This window comes from Paenibacillus polysaccharolyticus (assembly GCF_900102085.1).
GTDB classification, from domain to species: domain Bacteria; phylum Bacillota; class Bacilli; order Paenibacillales; family Paenibacillaceae; genus Paenibacillus; species Paenibacillus polysaccharolyticus.
This window is the reverse complement of sequence record NZ_FMVM01000002.1, coordinates 363,711-386,778: the sequence shown is the minus strand read 5'-3', so window position 1 is coordinate 386,778 and position 23,068 is coordinate 363,711. Positions and strand designations below refer to the sequence as shown.

At 40.5% G+C, this 23,068-nt stretch carries 13 protein-coding genes; all 13 read right to left on the bottom strand.

The genetic code is table 11. From position 1 onward, the window contains the following. Window positions 1-24 precede the first annotated feature (24 nt). The gene (locus BLQ13_RS04155; RefSeq protein WP_090916287.1) at window positions 25-1,638 is read right to left on the bottom strand and encodes a hypothetical protein; all 1,614 of its coding nucleotides are present in this window, start codon (window positions 1,636-1,638) and stop codon (window positions 25-27) included. Then, complete coding sequence (locus BLQ13_RS04150) at window positions 1,631-3,913, bottom strand: lantibiotic dehydratase (protein ID WP_090916285.1); 2,283 nt, start codon at window positions 3,911-3,913, stop codon at window positions 1,631-1,633. Before BLQ13_RS04150 ends, BLQ13_RS04155 begins: the two co-directional genes overlap by 8 nt. Next, entirely contained in the window at window positions 3,894-6,449 is a 2,556-nt protein-coding gene (locus tag BLQ13_RS04145; RefSeq protein WP_090916284.1) for a lantibiotic dehydratase, read from the bottom strand. Before BLQ13_RS04145 ends, BLQ13_RS04150 begins: the two co-directional genes overlap by 20 nt. After that, window positions 6,430-8,901 carry a lantibiotic dehydratase gene (locus tag BLQ13_RS04140; protein WP_090916282.1) on the bottom strand — a complete coding sequence of 824 codons (2,472 nt, stop codon included), beginning with the start codon at window positions 8,899-8,901 and terminating at the stop codon, window positions 6,430-6,432. Before BLQ13_RS04140 ends, BLQ13_RS04145 begins: the two co-directional genes overlap by 20 nt. An 8-nt stretch (window positions 8,902-8,909) precedes the next feature. Further along, on the bottom strand, window positions 8,910-10,040 hold the full coding sequence (gene thiO / locus BLQ13_RS04135) for a glycine oxidase ThiO (protein ID WP_090916280.1): 1,131 nt from the start codon (window positions 10,038-10,040) through the stop codon (window positions 8,910-8,912). 29 nt (window positions 10,041-10,069) lie between these two features. Further along, a complete protein-coding gene (locus BLQ13_RS04130) occupies window positions 10,070-12,529 on the bottom strand; it encodes a lantibiotic dehydratase family protein (RefSeq protein WP_090916278.1) in 2,460 nt (819 codons plus the stop codon). Window positions 12,530-12,540: 11 nt separating this feature from the next. Continuing rightward, complete coding sequence (locus BLQ13_RS04125) at window positions 12,541-13,794, bottom strand: MFS transporter (RefSeq protein ID WP_167375634.1); 1,254 nt, start codon at window positions 13,792-13,794, stop codon at window positions 12,541-12,543. Between the two features lie 14 nt (window positions 13,795-13,808). Then, the gene (locus BLQ13_RS04120) at window positions 13,809-15,542 is read right to left on the bottom strand and encodes a tetratricopeptide repeat protein (RefSeq protein WP_090916274.1); all 1,734 of its coding nucleotides are present in this window, start codon (window positions 15,540-15,542) and stop codon (window positions 13,809-13,811) included. Window positions 15,543-15,554: 12 nt separating this feature from the next. Continuing rightward, window positions 15,555-16,805, bottom strand: coding sequence for a TldD/PmbA family protein (locus BLQ13_RS04115; protein ID WP_167375633.1), 1,251 nt, complete (start codon window positions 16,803-16,805; stop codon window positions 15,555-15,557). Then, the gene (locus BLQ13_RS04110) at window positions 16,802-18,103 is read right to left on the bottom strand and encodes a TldD/PmbA family protein (protein ID WP_167375632.1); all 1,302 of its coding nucleotides are present in this window, start codon (window positions 18,101-18,103) and stop codon (window positions 16,802-16,804) included. Before BLQ13_RS04110 ends, BLQ13_RS04115 begins: the two co-directional genes overlap by 4 nt. Before the next feature lie 88 nt (window positions 18,104-18,191). Beyond that, a complete protein-coding gene (locus BLQ13_RS28215) occupies window positions 18,192-18,302 on the bottom strand; it encodes an ammosamide/lymphostin RiPP family protein (protein ID WP_139168847.1) in 111 nt (36 codons plus the stop codon). Window positions 18,303-18,347: 45 nt separating this feature from the next. Further along, on the bottom strand, window positions 18,348-20,522 hold the full coding sequence (locus BLQ13_RS04105) for a hypothetical protein (protein ID WP_090916269.1): 2,175 nt from the start codon (window positions 20,520-20,522) through the stop codon (window positions 18,348-18,350). Then, a complete protein-coding gene (locus BLQ13_RS04100; RefSeq protein WP_090916267.1) occupies window positions 20,512-22,539 on the bottom strand; it encodes a tetratricopeptide repeat protein in 2,028 nt (675 codons plus the stop codon). The genes BLQ13_RS04105 and BLQ13_RS04100 overlap by 11 nt, the downstream gene beginning before the upstream one ends. Window positions 22,540-23,068 lie beyond the last annotated feature (529 nt).

Here is a 23,068-nt window from a genome sequence, read left to right as displayed (position 1 = left end):
ATACCTCCAAACATCGTATTCTAGTTACTGTTGGATTAACGGATTAGGATTATGGATCGGATAAAAGGGACGACCGATTTTCGTAATCGGTAAACCCAGATCCAATTGTGGTTTTATCATCATGGAATCATGTTGTTGTAATATCTCGACTCTTCTCCTCTGCAGCGAAGCGATCTCCTCATCACCAAACTCCATTGCCATAGACGCCGACTGTTCCAGCCAGTGGACAGCTTGATCGAAATTATTGTCATTGTAGGCATAGATCGCCAGCTCCTGGGCAATAAAGGCGGCATGGAACACGTCGTCAATCCCTTTTGCAATTTCATAAGCTTGCATGATGTGTGCAATACCCTCTTTTTGCTGACCGGACACTACAAGGAGTGCTCCCAATCGGAAATAATAAGTTTTGCTAAACGCTGCGGTTGTGCCACGGGTTATAAATTGGTCAAATTTTTGCCAAGTCGCCAGTGCTTTATCGCTCAACCCCATTTTTTCAAAAAGTACACTTAAATTAGAAATAACATTAATTTTTAAATGAAGTGCATCTCCTGCTTGATGATTCTTAATTCGTTTCAGAGCAGATTGACTGTACTCTAAAGCCTCACGGTAGTTCTTTTCCCGGAAAGCAGACAATGCACGGACATTAAATAGCCAGCCCTTTTCAATATCGGCTTCTTTCCCTTCCAACTGTTCGGCCTCTTGCATCCCTTTATTAATCCAAGACTGTGCTTCGTCTTCCTGATCCAGTCGTTTACTAGAGAGCAGAGCCAGGTACATGCAGGTTGCAGTTCGTTTCTGAGCATTCATCGAGAGTGAAAATAGATGTTTGTAACAAGCTATTGACCTGTTGTAGTTGCCAATGAAGGCGTATACAAGCCCCTTTTTCATCCAAAAGGTTGCTAGGCGTTCCTTATCGCTAATCTGTTGCAGTCCTTCTTGAATCAGTGCCAGACCAGCTTCATAATTCCCATCCATAACCAACCGCTGAATGGTTTCCTCAATATCGTAAGTGTCGCTGGATTCACGATGCTGAAACCAGGATAACGAGACTTTTTCATCGAAGGATAAAGATCTACTCTGTGTTACTTGTTCAAATGGGGCTTCAATTTCATCAATCTTATATAGGCTCTTCTTCCATAACCGCAGAAGTTCAAAGCGCAAGAGTTTGCATTCTTCATCCCAGCTTACTGGAACCTCGCCAACATGTATTCGTAGTCTCATGTTTCCCTTCAATGAAGAAAGATAACTGATAAATTGAAGACTAACTCGGTCCGCCTCTGCTAGGTTATAAAAACGAATTTGTAGAGGACTGTGATAACTTACAAACTGAATTAACTTGGATATGCCCCAAACGACGCGAAAAATCTGTTCGGATTCTTTGGATAACCTTCTTTCGGAAGAACCTGCAGCCAGCGCTTCTAAAGGGTCTATACGCTCGTTAAACGATTCTTCTGGGAATAAAAATTGTAACTCAGCTGAGAATCGTCGCTTCAACTCGGGGTGATGGTTCTCAACAACGTCTCGAAGTTGCCACCAGCATTCCTTTAACCCGTAGAATGAATGGAACAGTTTCTCTTCGAAGGAAATAGAGACTCTGATTTCTTCATGCGTAACAAGGGTAGAAGGATCTTTATACATGGTCTTCCTCCTCCTTTGTTCCGATTTTGTAAACACCCATTCTGAGCTCACAAGAATGGCTTCCTTTGTTTGAGGTCAACCATAGATGATTCGGGCCCGGAAGCATCTCTTCAATCATCACATTGTCATTGTCCATTAAAATCTGCTGCATCAGTTCAAGAGAAAAGTAATTTTTGAAATCAATAAAATAAGGTTTCCTAACGTTAGATCCTTTCATATAAATGATTTCAGGAAGGCCTTCTTTTATTCTCCATTCCTCGCTTTTCTTCATTAATTCAAGGCCATGCAAACCTTTAAAGGTTAGATCCAAGGGTTCTGCTTCAAAGCTCCAACGTTCTCGTTGATAAACTACACCATCAATCACGATTCTAGGTGTATGTTTTCCAGTAGATATAGGAACATGAAGTAGCATAGGTTTACTAAATATTGCAAAAGGCAAGTAAAATACTTGATCGGCCAGAGGGATGTAAAGCTCTATTTGCTCCAAGCTGTCTTTTCTCATAAGAATGAGATGTCCTTCATCATTTGTTGTTACAACTAATTCGGACAAGTGGATGGATGGCTTTCCCTGCGCAGGCTTCTCCGCGATCTCAATGACTTTGGATGGATAATCATAAAAGGCTTTATTTCTGCGCATCACTTCAATTCCGGCCAGCGTAGTACCATCCGTCTGATCCATCTGCTCCAATAGTTGAACCAGCTCTGTCTCCAGACTTTCTTTTTCTCTGTAAAAATAGGTCATCCAATTATTCATCAATAAATGATGATGCAGCTTGGCCAGAATGATTTGTACGTTGCCGGTTTGTAAATCTTCTGTATTCCTGGCCTGGAGAAATAGATCCGGTAGAGCGTATAATGAACGATTGGAACGTTTGATCTGCATAGATTTGGAAGATAGTTCGACTTGTTGCAACTCCGAACCCTTCTCTTCAAGCATTTCTCTCAGATGCTGTGTAAGCGAAAATGACGGCAAAGTGGGTATATCTGGGTAGTGCTCTCTTAATTGCTCTATAAATTTAGAAAAAGGAACGCCTTCACGATCTACCGTTTCCATTCTTTCGAACACATTTTTCCCAAGCTGCTGGTAGTGGTTCCACACTTCTTCCCCGTATGCTGCGCTCAGATTCAGAACCCCTGACATCTTGGACTCCAAATCTTTAATAAAGGGATTTCCCAAAGTAAAATGCTTAATATGTCCGTGAGCATCTTCGTAATAAACAAACCGGTCTGCATATAAAGAAGCTTTGCCACGTCTGCTTGGCTTACCCGTTAGTTGCTCAAATTTCTCTTCGAGTTTGTGAACCCATTCTATCTTGGACGTTATGGGTTGTTCGGCCAATTGCTCTGCTATTCCACATAGTTCCTGTAATTCACTGCACCATTTTTCTTTCACTTCGTTATCTGGCAGAGCTCGAAGCTGTTTCAAAAACATAGAAATGGGATGAACCAATGTGGATGGGATCACCCATTCCTTTCGTAAAATTCCTTTGGAGATGAGTTGATCTATCCATTTTTTAATTTGTGCTGGTGCAAGATGCGAATGTACCTCCATGACTTCCGCAAGACATGGTGAATACTGCTGAATATAGCGTAATATAGACATCAACTGTGCAGGCAGTTTGATTCGATTTTCTGAAGAGATTTGAATTTCATTTTTCTCTAAAATAGTCCGAGCAGAAATATGCAACGGGACGTAGGCACTAAGTTCCTTTTCAGCCGCCACAGCTTTAATAAGTTCCTTAACAGCCCAATAGGATATAAAGGACTCTCTATCTTGTAAATAGCTTCGATGATCCCATTCTCCATTCCAGTAGCAAGGCTCTTCACGATCCACCTTTCCATAATTCAATGGACCAAAAAAACTAGCCGATTCATTTTTAGCGCAAAACCGCTGGAGATAAGAAAATAGTTTTTTTTCGATTCGTTTTACCTTTGAAGGTCTTTGGGAAGCTGAAAAGTGTTGCATATATCGATCAATATGCTGATACATATCTGGGTTCGATATAAAGATAGCCTGCCGAAAGTCTTCCGTATCAAAAAAGTATTTTAGTTTTGTTCTTTTCTCCGCGAATTCTTTTTCAAAGACAATCTCCGCTCGCTCTTGATTGGAATCCTGGTTTAAAAGGAGTGAGGTTTGCTCCATTCTTAACTCAGCTAACCATTCGAAAGGGAAACCTGTGCTTCTCAAAACGAAATGCCCAAACCACTGCCAACCACTGGAAAAATCATGCTCATGCGACGAAGTATTTTTAGAACTATCTGTTAACAGATTCATTAGCTAACACACCCTCTAAATTTGTTGAAAATGGCTGATGGGAGTATGTAAATCCCATTCTGAATTCACAGGTTTGCTTACCGTGTCCACCCTCCAGGAATAGCTGGTCTGCTGCAGGCAAAAATTCCGTAATTTCAATAGAAGAAGTATTTTTCATGATCCGGAACAACCAATCTAAAGCCCAGTAATTTCGGATGTCGACAAATACCGGCTTCTCAGTATTCGACCACTTTACAAAGAACTGCGTTGGAAGATGATGAGCAGCCTTGAACTTGTAACCTTCTTTTAGAAGTTCATATCCAGATGGCACAGTCTGGCTTTGATAATCCCGTGTATTGATTTTCCATTTTTTTCGTTGATACACCATTTCTCCAACATAAATTCGAGGTAACATTGTTCGATCATGCGAATCCAATAGGTTTATTGAAATGATCCGGGGTAAAGAGAACGCTCCATGAGCTATGGTTCTGACATCCCCGGGATAAAGGATGATTTCCTTGCCTTGATATTCAAGAGTTAGATGTTCTCCATGTTTGACAACATTCACTTCGCCAATAGGAATAATCTGTTCCCTGCTTTTGGTGGATTTCGATGCGAGTTCAATGGTCCAACCAGGTAACTCCGGGGTGACATGTTTATGGCGCCGGTTAGAAACAACACTAGACATTTGAGATGATACAGGCAAAGCAGATATAAAATCCTGCATCTCTTTTTTCACTTTCTCATTTTCGGGATGAAAGAAGCCGAACACACCATCATAAATCGTACTCCAGTCATCATGTATTTCTCCTAATACAATTTGGTAGGCTCCCTCTTCAAGATCCCTTACTGAATGGGCAGCAATCATGAGATCCGGGCTAGGAAAACTAAATGGTGCATGTGAATACACCTGATTTATGATTTCTTCATATTCTCGAATGAACTGCTCTACTTGATGCGCATCAAGCACATACCCCTCGGTCGTCTCCTGGAGTACTGAACTTGCTTTTTTTTCAAATTCATTCACTCTTGATGAAACAAAAGTTAAGCCAGGGTTATCCAGACTCTGAATGATCTCGGTATAAGATATGGAGTCCCTCTCCCCTCTTAATTTTTCATAAACAAGAAGAGCGGCTTCCTGATAATCTAACCAGCGCAAGGCTGCAGGGATTTTTAAAAATTCCAATACGAGAACGCTTTGATTATATAGCCGTTCATAGAGCTCTCCGCCGATCTGTAAATGGGTTACACTGCCAACACAATCTTCGGTAAGAATCAACCGATCACCATAGAGCGTACCCGCTTTACGGCGAACTTCATCTTCATGCCACGAACCAAACCACGTTTCCGTTGCTTCAAAAATACGGGCTTTTTCAGGCCATGCCGAAGCTTCGAATTGATCTCTCAGTGTTACAGCTTCTTCCACTAACGAAGCCCAACGATTTCGAGCATCCGGAGGTAGTTGCTCTACAATTCGTTTTAAATCCTCTAGTAATGGGACCCTTGTGGCACAAAGCTCAACCTCATGCCGAATCGCTCCAATTTTTTTGAGTTGTGCAAGCATGTAATCTATTTTTTCAATGGGCTCATCTATTAAGCGGGCTAACTCATGTGGTTGCGTTTGACCGTCGATTCGTTCTAATAGAGAGAGATAGACTTCTGGAAGAACCCTTGTTTTGTCCGTGAAGTGATACTTTAGTCTGTTGTCTACCATGGTAACTAACGGATTTTTACTAGGAGCAATATGTCTCAGAACAGCAGGATCACTACTGATTTTTGAAGCCATTGCACGTATGCACCATTGACTAAAAGTAGCTGCTTTTCTCTGTAATGTTCTTCCCTCTGTATGCTGTATTTCTAACGAACGAGCATTCTTTTGTTCAAATCGCCCGTAGTTAATCGGCCCAAAAAAACTGGTTGTATCGTTTTTCGTACAAAAACGCTGCAAATAACCAAAGATTAAAGATTCATTTTTGCGAACCTCTTTATTCAAAGAGGGGCCTTCCCTACCAGAATGTTGCCATAACTTGGCGTGCCTCTCCAATGCTTCATAAGCAGACGGACTGCTAAAATATACTGCTTCCTGAAAACGGGAATCTTCTGCAATTTCCTTAAGACCTGCTCTTATTTTGCTGAACTCTTGTTCAAATTTCTCCTTTGCCTCTAACTCAACTCGTGATTCCTCTTCAAAAAGAGCATTCCACAAAACAGGGATTTCCCTCCATTTTTTCGGGTAGTTTCTGGATAACCACCAACGCACCATTTCGCCGGGAACAGGGGTTCTTTTAAAAAAGTACTTTCTAACCTTGTTCACTTGGTGGTGGTGTTGCTCGTTTTCCGTCTGACTCCATTCCCAACTCATCATCAGATCGTAAATGGTTTGAAGATACTGTTTGGCCAACTCTTCTTTACGCTGTTGAATATCTTCCCAACGCTCTAGTGAAACGACTACTTTTTGAGAATTTAATCTCTCCACCATGTCAAAAGGAAAACCTGTCGTTCGAAGGATCATTCTATCCATCAACGTCCACTTCTTCTCATGATTGGATAACAGCATGTTGAAGTTCCTCCTTAAGGCTGTTCTGCTTTATGGGAGGGCGAATCATAATGCCCCTGAGTTCACAACAATAGCTTCCCTTCTCATTTTCAAACCAAGTAGAGTCTCGGTTCGGCAGTAATTCACTGAAGGTTACATTCTGCTCTGGAACCAGATGTTTAAGTAACAAATCAACTAGATAATAATTTTTGAAATGAATATAGAACGGCTTTAACTCGCTCTCCAGACGCACAAATACCTCATCAGGAAGTTGATACTTCTCCTTTAAGAGCCAGGCTTTTATAAAACGCTTATTCTCATCCGCTGTCAAAATGCTGTGCCATTCTTCGGTTGACATGGTCCATGTTTCACGCTGCAGTACAATGTCACGAAACAGAATCCGTGGTGTATGCCCAGGAAGTTTAAACTTGGGTACGACAACATTAGGTTCAGAGAAAACAAGCGATACCAAATCGTCTGGTTCTCCCATGTGTGGAATAATCCGCTCATGATGTATATCCCGAATCAATAGTTCCCCATTCTCTTCGACCACATATAATTGGCTAAACGACAACACGTCATCTTTGTTTTTCGCCGAATAACCCATGAGTGTAATACTTCGATTGAAAATTTCTAGAAAGAAATTTTTTCCGGCTCTCTGCTTTAAAACCACATTTACAATATGCTTTCCGTTAGGCAAGCTTTCGATAGCCTGTTTGACCTCTTTGATCCATGGATCACGATTCGGATGATAATAAAGCAAATTACTCATCCCTTGTGTTCCCCAATGAACCTCGCCAATGATCCACTGGAAGTTTCCTTTATTGATTTCATCTATGCTTTTGGCTTGAATCATGACGTCTGGGGACGTAACACATAGATACTGCTCTGCTTCTGGAAGATCGATGACGTTTTCCACCCATTCCTCCTTCAGTTCAACGACCCTACTATGTTGCAGTTCCTCTTCATCAACCCACTTCTTCAAGAGTTCAGAAGGCGATGCCCCCTCTACCTCTAATTGAAATCTTTGCTGCTGTAGAGCAAGTAAAAATACTAAAAAAGGAACTTGTTGTGACCCCGAATCGTTACTTAATTGCTTGAACAGCTGCCTGGCTTGAGATTGTGCCAAATTCTTTTTCTGATTAGCCAGTGTCCAGCCCCAATCTAACAAAGGAGATATACGATGTTCTAAATCTTCCTTTATTTTTTCGGATAAAATGAACTGGGTCACATCTCCTGCGCATTCTTCACAATACAAACTACGATCCGCATAATTTTTCCCTGATGATTGATATGGCTCCATACCTGTGAGATTTTTAAAAAGTTCGCCGGCTTGTTGAATAATCTTCACTTTACTTTCCGCGTTTCCGTTACTGTACTCCCATTGCCACTTCTTAAATTGACTCAAATGTAGTAGCCAGCTTTCTTTCCGAGAGCTTTCGGGTAACTTCTCAACGAATTCAATTAAGTCTTCAAGTAAATGATGTGTAGAAGGTGTCAATCTGAACCCTCGAATGACGATACCTTTGTTGATTAAGAGTTCCATCTGTTTTAAAACAGCAGCCGAATGGTTACCGAGTAGGTCGTTCGCTGATTTCAGTCCGTCACATTGTTGTAAAATTTTAATGATTTCGGTTCGGCTTCCTATTTTTCTACCACTCTGAGCATGCACAATGCCTGTTTCGTCCAGATAAAAACTATCATGTAAAGACAGAGGGAAAAACCGGCTCCATGTCTCTTCGCGATTGATTTGATGAGCTAAAGACTCGACCGCCCAATAGGCAAGAAATGTTCGTCGTTGGCTAGGGATGTGTCCCGTTCTTGTCAAACCAATATTCTGATTTTGTTCTTTGAAAGATCCGTAATTTAATGGGCCAAAAAAACTGGTCGTATCATTTTTGAACAAAAACCGCTGAAAGTAACTAATGTAGGTTCGTTCTTCATAACGTCTTCTGGAAGGTTTCATTGAACTCGTCTCTTTTTGAAGATAGCTGTTCAACGAATTCCATACCTCACGGTTTGAATGGGCGATGGCTTCTTGGATGTCTGGTAGGTTTAATAGGAATCGCAGCTGGATTATTTTCCTATTTTTCTCTTCATGCAGAACATGTAAGGTGTTTTCTTCTTCCTTCACTAGTGTTGCTCTTTGCTTCTCGTATTCTCTAAGCCATGCTTCCCCGGGAGGCAGATTGTGAGGCCAGTCATAAGTTAATAAAGGAGCATATTTCGTGATCCGTTTTTTTACGTTGTATAACGTTTTAAACACAGGATCTCCCTGAGGGTAGATGTGTTGTGCTACAATAACCCATTCATCAAAAGTAGTGAGAAACCATTCCCGTTCTTTTTCTAATTTCTCTCTAAGCTGAGTTGTATGTTGAATTTGATTTATTGTCTCTGAAAATAAAAGCGTGTCCATCAGATGTTGAGGAAATCCAGTACTGCGTACAATATAATCCGATAAAAAAGACCACATCACCGATTTCACCTCATTCCTGCAGCTGTGAACCGTTCGAAGCCGAACGCATTCAGCAGATTGGGAGTTTTGTTCATTTCCAATTCCTGAGTTACTAGATGCCCCGTTATACCGCTAAGCAGGACACCATGCCTTGTATGGCCGGTCGCTAGATAAAATCCTTCCCATTCAGGGACAGCCCCAATAATCGGTTGTCCATCAGAGGTAGCAGGCCGAAGTCCAGCCCATAATTCCTGTATTTCGCAACGTTTAAGCTCAGGCACGTAGTCAAATAAGGGGAGCAATTGTTCCAACCCTTTTGGAGTAATAGCTTTGTTAAATTTCTCTCTTTCGTTGGTTGCTCCCAACACAACAGTGCCATTTGGCTTTGAGAGAATATAGCCTCTGGAAGTGTTAATCATAACGTTCAGATCGATATTTCCCTGTTTTAGTACGATGATCTGCCCTTTTAAAGGATAAACGGGAAGCTTTAGCTTGGCCCATCTTGCAAGTAAAGCAGACCATGCTCCAGCAGCCAATACAGTCGTTTTAGCTCGAATCTGATCATTGTGATTCGTTAAAATTCCGTGCAGTTTTTGGTTTTGTTGAATTAGCTGAACAGCCTCGGTCTGTTCTTTGATCGTTACACCTAACTTCCTCGCCATTTTTGCTAAGGCATGAGAATATTGTACCGGGTCTACATGGTATTCTCCTGGACTGCGGACTGCCATTTGAATATGGGGAGATAGCAAAGGCTCGATCTCTCTAGCTTTTTCAGCGCTCAGTACGGTTGTCCCCGGATTAGCTGCGGATTGAAGCTGAAAGGTATCCTCAAGAATTGAGGTCTCTTCGTGATTTATGGACAGTCGCAATAAATCCTGTTGAACCAGTCCGCTGCTGATCTGTGTTTTGCTTTGAAGTTCAGGTATCCAATGGAGAAGATATTGAAGTGCTTCTCTGGATAATCTAGCGTAAGGATGTTCCTCACTTGATCCTTCGGAGACAGTAGTTAACAAGCCAGCACGGCCTCCCGATGCTTCCTGACCAAGTTGTCCTTTCTCTACGATGACAACCTTCGCTCCCTTTTGCGCTGCATGAATGGCGATAGACAGACCGATAACGCCGCCTCCTATAACACATATATCAAAGTTCTCTCTCATAAGTTCCTCCTAACCTTAACGTTATACTGCTAGGTCAGATTCTCATATATGACACTGAACCGGAATTCCGAAGTATACTTGCTGTCATGACGTTCAAACCATAGATCATCCGCTGATGGTAACATCTCTGATATCACTACAAGCTCATTTTTCTTCAGAAGCTGAATCAGTAATTCCAAGGTGAAGAAATTTTCGAAATCAACGAAAATGGGTTTAGGCTCGCGATCTCCCCTCACATATACATAGCGAGGCATCGAATATGTTTCTTTGAACTCTATGGCCCATTCAATAAGCAACCCATCGTTAATGTCTTGATCACTCGCACTCGTTAGAATCTCTTGACTGTTTAGTTTCCAGCGTTCACGCTGATAAACGACCCCATTAATCTCAATCCGGGGCGTATGTTCACCCATATGAAGCGAAAACGACTTGACGGAAGGGAAACTAAAGATCTGATTAAGAGGTTCAACATCCGTCTCCAGGTCCATAATCTTTTTATGTCCGGATTCTACAATATAAAAGCGATCATCATAGACTAGATCTAATTCGGAAACCGCTCTTACTTCATCTTGCGATTTCATGGAGCGACCTAGGTTTTCAATAGTTATGCCCCCGCTTAGTTCTGGCCTAAACGTCTTCCCGGGTGCTCTTGGCCCTACATGTTCAAGCCAAAGGGCTTGTAAACGGTCACCTAAATGATGATAAATCTCCGCATTGAGTTGGTCTCTTTCAGGGTAAACGGAGTCAAGCACGCTCCATACCTGTATACCACTGTGAACTTCACCCAATACCAATTGATATTGCCCTTCATTTATTGCTTCCGCATCAGGCGCCGCCATCATTACATCCGGGCTGAATAAAGCCAAATCTGTTGAAGGAAATTGAGAACAAAATCGTTCAATCTCCTCTCCTGTAACATTGATTTTGTCTGAATCTAGGGGGATTCCTTGTAGCATTGTAACTAGCTTATGATCAAATGCCTGAAGTTCTTTGTTTACGTACTCCAGTGCATCCTGTTTGCATTGTTGCATATGCAGTGCGAAGGAAAGAAAGTTAGGTTTGCTCTCAAATTTCTGATACTGTTCATAGGCAAACGTTGTGAATGCCTGATGTTCAATACCAGCACGGCAAGTTAATAAACGGAAAATAGGGGTTAATTGCGCTTTCCATTGCTCCTTTAAATCTTGTCCAATCAGACAAGTGCTTACATCTCCATGAGCCTCTTCATATACGATCATTCTGTCGCTATAATGCTTTCCTTGATCTTTTCTAGAAGAAACTCCGATATGTTTTTCAAAGGAGATTTCAAGTGATTTTAGCAGCTTTCGACGTTGTTCAAAGGTGCTGCTATGATTCCATTCGTTTAAAAGGTCAGACCATTCATGGGCAATTTCTTGCCAGGTCGCCTTCGAAGCACAGTCATTGGGCAGCTGATGGATCCATTCTTTTAATTCGTGAAACGTTTCAAATACGGAAGTGGGGAAATCCACCTCAAGAACCAGGACACGTTTTTCTTTTAATTTCAAAATTCGTGACAGACATTCGGTTAATGGCAAATCTAGAACATGAGCAATCTCACTAACGTTCTTTATTCCGTTGCTCTCTTCAATAATTTGTTGATATAAGTTTGGAAGCCGAAGCAATTTGTCCGTTGCTACTTGTCTGAGCTGTGTATTTTCTCTTTTCAAAAATGGGCTGAGTTTGGGTTTCAGATATGGCTGCACATGTATATCATTTGCAATTTTGTCAGCTAAGCTCTGTACTGCCCAGTAAGCAAGAAATATTCGGCGCTGTATTTTACCGTTAACACGGACATCTAGCCGGCCAGGTTGAGATGTAAACACGCCGTAGTTAGAAGGCCCATAGAAACTCGCCGTTTCATTCTTTGAAGTAAACCTCTGTAAATACTTCGTGGCCATCTTTTCCTTTTTTCGCTGGCTGTTAGCACGAGATGAATCTAGCTCACTGTTTATGAACAAATGTAATCCGGTCTCATATGCGTTCGGAGATGACAGGTAGGTCGCTTCTTGAAGATTTTCATATTCCATAAATATTTGTTGCAAATGTCGGCGATTTCTCCTTAACTCGTCTGCAAAGACCGTGTTTATTTGATCGGATATTTCCTTCAATGTATCGAATAATTCTTTTGTTTCCATGAGCCGACGATTCTCAATCTTACCTAGTAGTTCATCACTTCCCTCACCTGCTGGCCAGGTGTACAGATCCAGTTGGCGATGTAATCTCTTTCGTTGTCGATTTGTTAATTCAGGCATGTTTCTTAGTGCGACTTTAAAATCCTTAAGCGCTTCTTTACACTTGGCTTCTTGCTGTTTCTTTTCATAAATCAATGCTGATGTTTTTAGAAAAGAAAGTTGTTGTAACCAATGTAAAGGAAATCCTGCACTCCGAAGAATGACATGTGGGAAGAAACGCCATTCTCCTCGGTCTAACTGTTTCCGTGTAGGATCTGCTGTCATTTCTAATGTCATTATTGCACCTCCTAATTACTGATGTTCTTCGTCATACTTTCTGGTTGATGAATGTTGTTATTCGCATTGTTTAGTCTGATTCGACCAAAGATTAACATTCCGATTGCCAGAAGTCCTACGATAAAACCGGAAGTTGCATAGACCATAGTTGGCGTGAAAGCTCCAAAAAGATATCCAAATAACGCATAAGCCATAAATTCCCCGATCCAGATCGTTACTGTATGAAATCCAAAAACTTTACCTAAGTGTTCATCTGCCACTCTTTGTTGTACTAAAGTAACTAAAGGAACATCGACGAAGGGTTGAGTTATCCCTACCATGAATAATAGGATCAGAGGAAGCCAGATGGAGTCACTAAACGGCATGAAAAGAAATGCGATTCCTCCTCCCAGCCAAGCAAGCATCATTGTACGGTATTTGTTCTTAATGGCAAGACGAGCCATAATAATGCCTGCAATCAGGTATCCAAACCCATCGGCGCTCGAAAGAACACCAAAACCCGAAGAGTCTAAGCCAATTTCATTTGAAACCATCAGATTACCTAGGTGGGCAATCCCCCGACCAAAACAGGTAAATGCAGCAAACGTAATAAAAATGGAGAAGATTAGTCGATCTTGGGATACCAATTTTAATCCGACGCCTAAATCTTTGAACAGATTTTTGTTCTTATGCTCCACTTTCACTTGCTTAATCTGCACAGGCATAAGTAAAAATACAGAAATTATAAATAGAATAGCGTTCATAATCATAATTTGTCCCGTACTAAGTAACGTTAATGAGAATCCAGCAAATAACGGTCCAATGAGCCAAAACCCCATTCTCACGCTGTTCGTTATGGAGTTGGCTTTCATTAATTGCTCTTTATGAACGATACCCGGCATGGCAGCTCTGTATGCGGTCATCGCAAATAAACGCAGAAAACCTAATATGAACGAAGCCAACATAAAAATGATTTCATTTAAGAGGCTAGAAAAAGCTAAAAGTCCCATTACAACCATGAGCACAGCTCTTATGGCATTACAAAACATCACAATTTTTTTGCGGTTAAAACGATCTGTTGCCACTCCAGCGACCATGCCAAAGATAATTTGCGGGATGGTCGTAAGGATTAAGGTTAAAGCCAAAAGTGTAGTCGAATTGGACTCTTTCCAAATCGTCCAGGTTATTAAAATCGTGGAGAAACTCTCTGCAATGGGTGAAACAATTTGGGCAGATACCCAAAAATTAAAACTTCTATTTTTGCGTAAAGGTATGATCTCTGACAAATGAAGTGCCTCCCTTAAAACCAAAAATGATGAAAAGGATAAAAGAATCTTGAATTCGGTTTCGGGACGATCTGGTAGATTTCAATCTCCCCTCTTTCGATCTGTTCTAGTTGTTTTTTTCTAATTCTCAATTGAGAAGGGGATAAAATCACGTTTCGTTTGACTGTTGATTCCGACAGTTCTTCTGATACACCAGTGATTTGGCGGACTGCCCTTAAAGCTGTAGAGATAGATATCCACTCTGGCAGAAGATGAATTTTTTGGCACAGATCTGCGCTTCTTTGAAGCCATAATGCTGCTCGATCCATCTCCCTGGACTGAAGTAATAGATATGCTGTGCTTCTGGCAATCCATTCTTGCATGTAAGAGTCAGATAACCGGTTACAAGCTTGATACGCTTTGTCTAACCAACTTAGCGCTTGCTCGAGTTCTCCCTTCTTTCCTGCCAGAAATCCTATGCGGAACCAGTGCGGGAGCAAAAAACGGTCTTCCTGTCCTGCATTTTTATGGATGAATATGTGCTGGGCTTGTTTCGCTGCATCTATTTTCCCGATAGCTTCGTAAAGGTAGCTTGAATTCTGGGCATATGCAGACGAGAGCAGGGCTGCATCTTCCTCGCCTAGCTGCTTAATGTATTCTTTAACTTGTTGTAATGATTTCGCTGCCTGAGGCAGTTGCTGAAGCCTGTAATAAGTTAAAGCTTCTACATTATGTAACCAAGCCATTTCTCTAATGGCTGATTCATCGTTCCTTCCACGAAGAAAAGATATCCCTTTTCTCACAACGTGAATGGCATCTTCAGGACGTTTGATATGATTCGCTAATAACAACGCATCATATATCGCTGCTCTTGCACGAATATCGTTTGAATATTTATGGGCTTGAGTGATTTTTTGCAACGTTGATTCTGCTGCAGAGAGCTGCCTCTCAAAAAGATAGGCACGCATGACAAGAAATAAAACTTCAGCCTCTTCTTCGTCGTTCACTGCTTTGTCAAGTGCTTCGTTAGCATGTGCTAATACTGCATATCCGTCACACCAAACAAGTGCTTTTTCTAAAGATAGATTTAATAAGGGGTACGGTTCATAGGATGATCTGATTATGGACGTTTCCTTTAAGTGGTCTACACCTAGTGATTTGTAAAAATCCTTTACCCGGATCTGGATGAGCTGATTTACGTTTTGATCTTTACATGGAATGTTTTCCTGGTTGAAGTAATATGTTGCGATACCAAACGGAAGGTCTTTTGTCCGAACAATTAGCCTTTGTAGAAATATCAAACTTACCTTATCCATGCAAGAGACATTTAATTGTAGAATCCAAGGGACTTGTATTTCAGGTGTTTGAGCACGAATTTCAAGCAAACAACTTACCATATCATTTGCTATACGCAGTATTTTCTCCATGTTAGTTGAGAATTGTCGATCCATTGAGTGAGCTGGAAGGGGCGTCAACCAGCCTGTCTCATCCTCTTCAAGAGCCTGATGCAAAGGGGTATAGGCATGTTGCAATTGAATACTTTTTCCGATGTAAGGATGAATTAAAACGTCCCACATTTTACAAAGTAAATGAGCAGGCGTGTATGTGTCCTCTTGTAGTTGGATCAGAATGGCCACTCTTCCATCTAAAGAAGGGAGTTCTTGATGTTCCCGGCCCGTAACACTTGGACAAGCGGAGAACCACTGATCCAGTGCTCCTTGGTCTATCCAATTGAGCAGGTCGTGTTTGTCGCTTTTCATTACCTTCATCTTCTCACCCCTTTAATAGAATACAGATACGTTTTCTACATACAAAGATGGAGATATAAATCCTTTACTACATGTATGATGATATCCATCTGTCGCTGGATCAATTGAACGTAACATCTGAAATAAAGGTGCTTCAATGCGGACTTGTGATAATCTCTCCGCTAATTGGTTATTGTGAATTCTCCAGCCTTCCGCTTCAAAGATGAGTTTGCCGCCTCGAATATGTCCACCATAGCTGCGGTTTAGTACAAAATCGGATAGCTTCTTACTTATCATTTGTTCTGTCGAAAGAGTACCTTCTTCTACCTTCAAGTTTGTGTATTGGATTTTGGGAGTACTTTGATAATTTTTGCGAAATGCTCGGCCATTGGCCGTCTGTTTATGTTTAGTTGATGAAGAGAGTGAATGCAAGGCTTCATTAAATACGCCCTTTTTGATGATCTCAACGTCCCTACAGATGGCTCCTTCATCGTCGAAAGTCGAACTTCTAAGCAAATCAGGGATGTGAGCGCAATCCGTTAATGTGAATGTGGGACTTGCAATTCTTTTCCCTTGTTTTTGCCAAAGTACAGGTACATTTGCATCCATATAGTCAGAAATAAAAAGATTTCCAAGAGCTTTGAGCAGCTCTTCTGTCCCCTGCTCCGTTAATATGATGCGTGAATGTTCTGCGCTTCTGTTTGGACCATCTGCTCGAGATTGCAGTTGAACATTTAACTGTTCACACTGTAACTGCCAATCTAAATCTGCAATGGAACGAAAAGAGAATGTCGTACTGGCCCTACGGGATTTCCCCTGGACCAAAATAGATACAGTATGTTGAGCTTCTCGTTTCTCGAGTTCTCTTCCCTCCGTATCTTGATAAAAAACGGATTTCTCTTCCGCTTCAAAAAAAAGAGTCGGACTCACGATAAGGTCAGGAATCGAATATATGATTTCTTTTCCTTCAAGCAAAATATGATCTATAACTTGGTTTGAGATAGGCTGGTGAATGTTCAAACAGGGTTGGTTTATATTCGTTTCATCAGATCGCTGCGGTACAGTCCCTGCTACTCCGCTATCACAAGCCCAATGAATCCAATCTTGATTTTTCACATCTGTATAATTGGATAAAGGGCGAATACATGAATAGAATCGATCTTCCCTCCACCTTCGTAGCGCTCCTCCGCATCCTTTTCTCTCGGAATAAAGAGACTCAATCTCGGTCATGACCCATGACTTCTGGAATAGTTCTGTTCCATAATAATCCGCATATTTACTCATGAGTCGATTCCCTGCACTTCCCAGTTGAGTACTCTTACAGTCGGAGAACCGGCTGAAACGGGTAAAGGTGATTGTCCTAATTTTCCGCATCCGCCTCTTACTTCTGCATGGATCTGAAAATCATTTCCTACTCGATCAATGGAACGAAGCAGCTTACGGCCGTCCCCTTCTAATATAGAAGGCGCTATTGGTGAGGTTAGTTTACCATCTTCGATAAGATAGCCTTCAGTAACATGAATTTTGAATTCACCAGTAATCATATTTACGTCTCCATTAAAAGCATTTTTGATATAAATTCCTGATTTTGTTTCCAAAATGATCTCTTCTGGTGCGTCCTCTCCTGGTAACACAAACGTATTCGACATTCTTACTAGAGGAGGATGCGCATAATTGAGGACACGTCCATGTCCGTTGCTCTCAACATTACTGTGCAGATGACTTAAATAGTTAGATATTCTACCTGATTCGACTAATGGTGTGCACTTGGCGGTAATACCTTCATCATCTATGTTATAGCTCCCGGGTAAACCCAAAATGGTTGGATCGTCAACAATGTTAAGTTTATCGGAGCCAATTTTTTCACCTTTACAGTTATGGAATGCCGCTCCTGTAAGAGCCGCAATATCTGCTTCAAGTCCATGCCCAACAACTTCATGAAAGATGCCTGGTGCTGCTAAAGGACCTAGTACTAACGAGTATGTTCCAGAGTGAAATGGTTTGGCCTGGAGCTTGTCCAACGCCGATGCGGCAGCGTACGACACTAATTTTTCAATGTCTTTCATGTGCACATGTTTTGGTGAAAGCCAGCTTTTCGTAACATTTGATTTCGTTATTTTTTTGTTTTTTCTTGCGATTACATCTAGCTCTAACATGAAACAAGGTCTAATATCTTCCCGCAACCCTGTTGCTGTCGAATAAAACCACACATGCTGCTTTACAGATTTCCAATAAGCTCTTGTAGACAAGATCTCTGGTGCAAAGTTCAGAGCTAATTCATTCATATGGTGGTTCCATTGTTCTATTTCGTTTGTCATATCATCCTCAAAGCTGTTCTCATGCTTGGGGTCCCAATGTTTAAATAACTGGAATTGTTCTCCACTTAAATGTTGTTTGGAAGCATCATATAAAGAATCCGGACTCAAATCAGAGATACCGATGACTTGTCGATGTGCTCCGTGATTCAAACGAACAGCACTACCCTTTTCGATCCAATTTTTCATTTCAATTTTTTCAAGGTTATTAAAAATGAGAAGCTCGGTTTTCTTTTGTTCAGCAAACAGGTGAATATTCTGCATCATATCCCCCTTATTGTTCATTTTTCACGTAAATTGTGAGTATAAGAATCAGCTGTGATAAGCCGATCCCTATACTCAAAAGCTTGTATTATCAGAGGGCTAAAGGTGCAATCTTATCTTCGATCTCTTCCAATTCGAAATCGATATCATCAAGGTCATCTAACTCCAGATCCAATTCTTCCAATTCAACTGTGTCAGCCATCTTTATCACCTCCTTCACAAGGTATAATAAAGACTATCCATAACGCTAAATCGATTTTTCTGTTCTATATAGAAAAGTTCGTAATTCGGAACAGTAGTGGCCATACTTATCTTTCATCCACAAATCCCGGAAAGAAGGGTCCATTCTTGTGAAAATGAAAGATTTTGCTTTTTTGGCTTCGGTAAAAAACAGATCAATACAAAAAGGATTGTCAAAATCGAACCACATGGGCTTCTGTTCGTGCGAAAAGTGAATAAAACCCTCCGTTGGTAAATTAAATCTGCTTTGGATGGTTTGCAGCCGCTCAAACTGTTGAAACCAATCGGATAAGTTCTGCTCACCGACCCAATCTGAAGGCTCAAATCTCCAATGTTCGCGTATCATGGTGACTCTTCCTACTTTAACGGGTGCGTGTCTACCTTTTGATATCGATTTAGGTGGATCAAAAATGGGTGTACCGAATAGAGCAAATGGGAAAAAGGTTTCCTCTTTAAATCCAAGAGAAGGAGAATAAAAATGTAAACATTGTTGCGAGTCTTTTATAAAAAGAGCTACTTCATTATTTTTAATTCGCACTTCGAGTTGCTCTAAAGACAAAATATTCTCCTTGATCGATTCAGAGACACCTGTTAATTCAACGCAAAGACCTGGATATTCTTGTGGGGTGCTTTTCATCGTGCGTTTAAATACCCAATTGGCCCACGACTGTGTGCTGTGTTCGACTTGTAAGGCGTTCTGGACCGTTTGTCGTATCTTATCTTTTTCGATGTTAAAATATTGCATCCACCCATCACCCGTAAATCCATGATGAAGCTCTCCTATAACAATGGATGAAACTTCAATTCCTGTTTTGCTTTCATTGCCAATGATCATAAGATCAGGAGAAAGAAGCCACCTGAATGAGTCCATTTCTGATCTCCATTCTTGCAATACGTTTTGAGGCACTTGAATGTAAAAATCCCCCTGATCTTCAACTAACCAACTCTCTAGAAACTTGACCATGGACTGATTTTCAATAACTGCAGGATTCCGAAGCCAATACGATATCCACCTCTTTGCTGGTATGGATGAACGGCCATGACTTATTTTTTCAAATTGTTGTACTGCCGTTCTCTGGAATGCCTTCCACCGCTCTAATCGAAGTTTTGCTTGGATCAATATCGTTTGGTCTAATTCCTGCCAGATATCTTCCGGGATAACGACGGGCAAAAATTGCTGATCGTAACACTCCTCGTATACTAAGGTTTTGTCAGCAAAATATTGGGTGTTTTTACCTTGATAATGCTCTCCTGTAATTTCGGTATACATCTCTTCGATTTTAGCTAAGGTGTTACTCTTTTCAATGGGTGAAAAACTACTGCCATACTTTTCTAGATTGTGCTTGATCTCAGACAATACAGCGGACCATTTAGGTGAATTACAATCTCCTGATTTCAGTAAAAGCTGCAATTCATCTAAGCCATCTACTGCGGAAGAAGGAAGTCTCCACTCCGCTGCATTTGTACCCAAGTCATGCTTTATAGCAGTTAATATTTTTTGTAGCGCTTGATGTGACATGAATGCTTTTTTCTCTATAATCTTTCTTTCTTTAAGGGGTGCTCCTCGATCTAAAACACCATAACTAATGGGGCCAAATTCACCCATCGTATCGTTTTTTGTGGTAACACGTTGAAGATAGGCGAAAAGAGTTCTTCCCATTTGTCTTTTCTGACTATGCTTTGTATGCTCTTTTCGCTTATAAGATTGATAAAAACTCCAAAATGCCGAGTTAATTGTATAAAGCGCTCGATCATAACGCTCCGATTGATACAGTTCAAATAGTTTTTGTTGTAGAAGTCCGAGTTCTTGCTCAAATGTATTACGAGTTAACATTTCAAGCTGGACCAACTCTTGATTTTTAAGTGAATAAAATTGGATTTTCTCTTCCATATGCCAGTTCAGTAGCGTTGTTTTATCATTTTCAGTTAAAGGGTTCTTCTGTTTTATTCTTCGGATGATTCTACGCTGTTGGGAAAGTAGGATCTTTTGCTTCGGAATAGTTCTTATTTCTTCAATCCATTGGCTGCACCAATCGTTCAAAACTTTCGTAGCTTTTTGCCATTGATGAAAATCATCCTTCGTTTTAACTACTCTTAGCTGAAGAATATCTTCAATAGGGAGAGATGTGCTACGTAAAACATAGGGTTTTAACCATTCCCAGGTGGATGTTTTAGCCCACACGGATTCTCTCCGCTTTTTCATAATAAAGATTAGTAAGATCAAAAGGTCGATTTAGTTTGGTTTCTGGTTTTTGGATTGACCATTTTACGTAACTCTCCCACGTCTCATCTCTTTTTTGATCCCATTTTAGTACGATTTCTGATGCTTTTTGCGCAGCGCTTCCTTCGGATTGAACCTTTAAGCTATTCAAAATTTCCTGTTTCCCTGCTTCCCCGTTTCCTTGTCTTTCCAGACATATGGCTAACGCCGTTGCAACCCGTGGAAGATCTTCATCTTGCATAAGAGCCAGCTTGGAATCAAGACTTTGGCTGTACCATTGCGTCGCTTTATCGTAAATCTCCTGCTCGAAATATATGGCTCCTATGCTTCTGGCGATGATATCCATATGAAAAGCATCATTCATCTCTTTGGCAATTCGATAACTATCTTCTAATGACTCAATGGCTTCAGCATATCGCTGAAGTTTAAAAAGCAGGCCTGCTTTTCTATATAAATAATGCTTTGTAAAAATCGGGCTTGAATGTATGACAAACGGTTCAAATTTTGACCAATGTTTGAGCGCAGCATCTACCTTCTTCATCGATTCAAATAAGACCGATATGTTGGAGATTAAGTTGATTTTGATATGGATAGCATCTTCTTTCCGATTGCCCTCTTTTATATGTTCCAACCCTTGTTTGCACTCTTTAAATGCCTGAGCCAGATCGCCCGTTCCCACGAAGGTAAGTGCCCTTAGGTTATGTAACCAAGTACGCTCCACTTCTACTTCGGAACCGGTTGTTCCCTCAATACTCTGGAGTGCCTGATCAATAATTTCCCTTCCTACTAAGGGTTTGTTCAAACGTTTCGTACACAGCAATGCTACATACAAATGTAATTCCGACTTTTTTAATGTATCTTCTGTAAGGGAAAGTGCATTCTTGAATATAGCTAATGCTTTATCATATTCAACCATGAATGCATAACATAAGCCCATATAAATCCATAGTTCAACGTGTGTCTCTTTCCTCAGATTGTGGATATACGGGGATGCCTTATTGATGAGAAACAGCGCATGTTCATAATTTTGCGTGAAAACACTGATCTCTAGCGCTTCAAGTAACAATTCATCAAGATGGTCTACATCTCCATTGGTAATGCTGTCTAGAAGCTGTGCTGATTTGTGAGTTTCATTGTTTACAGGCTGCATGGTTAACGAATTTTCGTATGAGCAGTCACTTTGGTTCTCATCTTTCAAGTCTGTTAATTCATATATACTAGGTTTGATTTGATGGTACAGACTTTCAAGTAATTTATTTCTGTTTTCCGCCAGATTGACATGCATGCAGATATCGTTATGTGATGCCATGTGGAAACGGGAATCACGTTCACTGGCTTCGGATACGGTTGCAACAATGACAATGGGATGATGCTCAATACACTTAGACAAGCGGGCAAAACATCGAAGAGAATGTTCGTCCATTCTGTCGATCTGGTCAAATAGAATTATGGTGTTTGTGTGATTCAGATGTTTTGTATATTCTAATAACAATTTTACAATGGCTTGTGTAACTCTGAACATTTGTTCCGATTCTTTATGCAACCTACGACGTGATGGAGGAAGTGCAATATCTTCAAGATTTTGAGCATTCACAAAAGGAGACTCGGAACGGAATTTTGGAAAAAGATACAGAATCTCAGGTGCATGGCTTTTTAGAAGATGGTGTTTCCCGTTGTGGAGAAAGGAAGAAACGATTGTATAGATCAGAGGTGCAATGGAATTAAACCCCTCAGTTCCCCTTCTACCTCCAATGGTAATTAGATTCGTTGTATGAACTAATCGATCATGTGTTTTTTTAGCAAAAGTAACTCTGTTAATCAAATTATCGTTATAAATCCATAGTTTATCTTCTATTTTTAAGGGAAGTTTGTTCCTCTTTTGTTCCAGGGTTTTCAATACACTAGATTCTAATATTTCATATTTTGACTTTATCTTACTTTCAATAAGAAAAGGAATCCCTACTTCTTTAGAATGCATATATAACACCATCCTTTTTGAATAATCTGACGTGTTATTTTGTTGATAAGTCTATCAAATATGATGTGATTCAAAAGAGATCTTGTGAGATTGAGTAATATGAGTTTTGTATTGAAATTTTGGACAAAGAATGTGCGGGATTTACTCTTTCAACTTTGAGTAGAATAAGAAGAGTGTCATGTAATTTTACGTCGTGACCTTTTCCAAAGTACAATACGAAAACTATTCTGACTTTTTTAGCGAAGGGTAAAGTAAATGGGCAGAATGCTATGTAGAACCATTGGATTATCCAATAAAATTCAATTTAACTACAGCAATTCTTTAATGTGTAAAATTTTTCTATTGTTATACATGATAACATAGATTTTTCATGTGTCAAATTTCGTATAATTGATAAATATCCGCCAACATTTGTCTTTTATCGAGCCTGTTGCTTCATTAAAATACGACAGAACACGTCCTTTTTAAAGCTGGATTCAGCTCATTCCAAGGACGCCCATGACTTTAGAAGATTCAAGTTCCTTCCCCT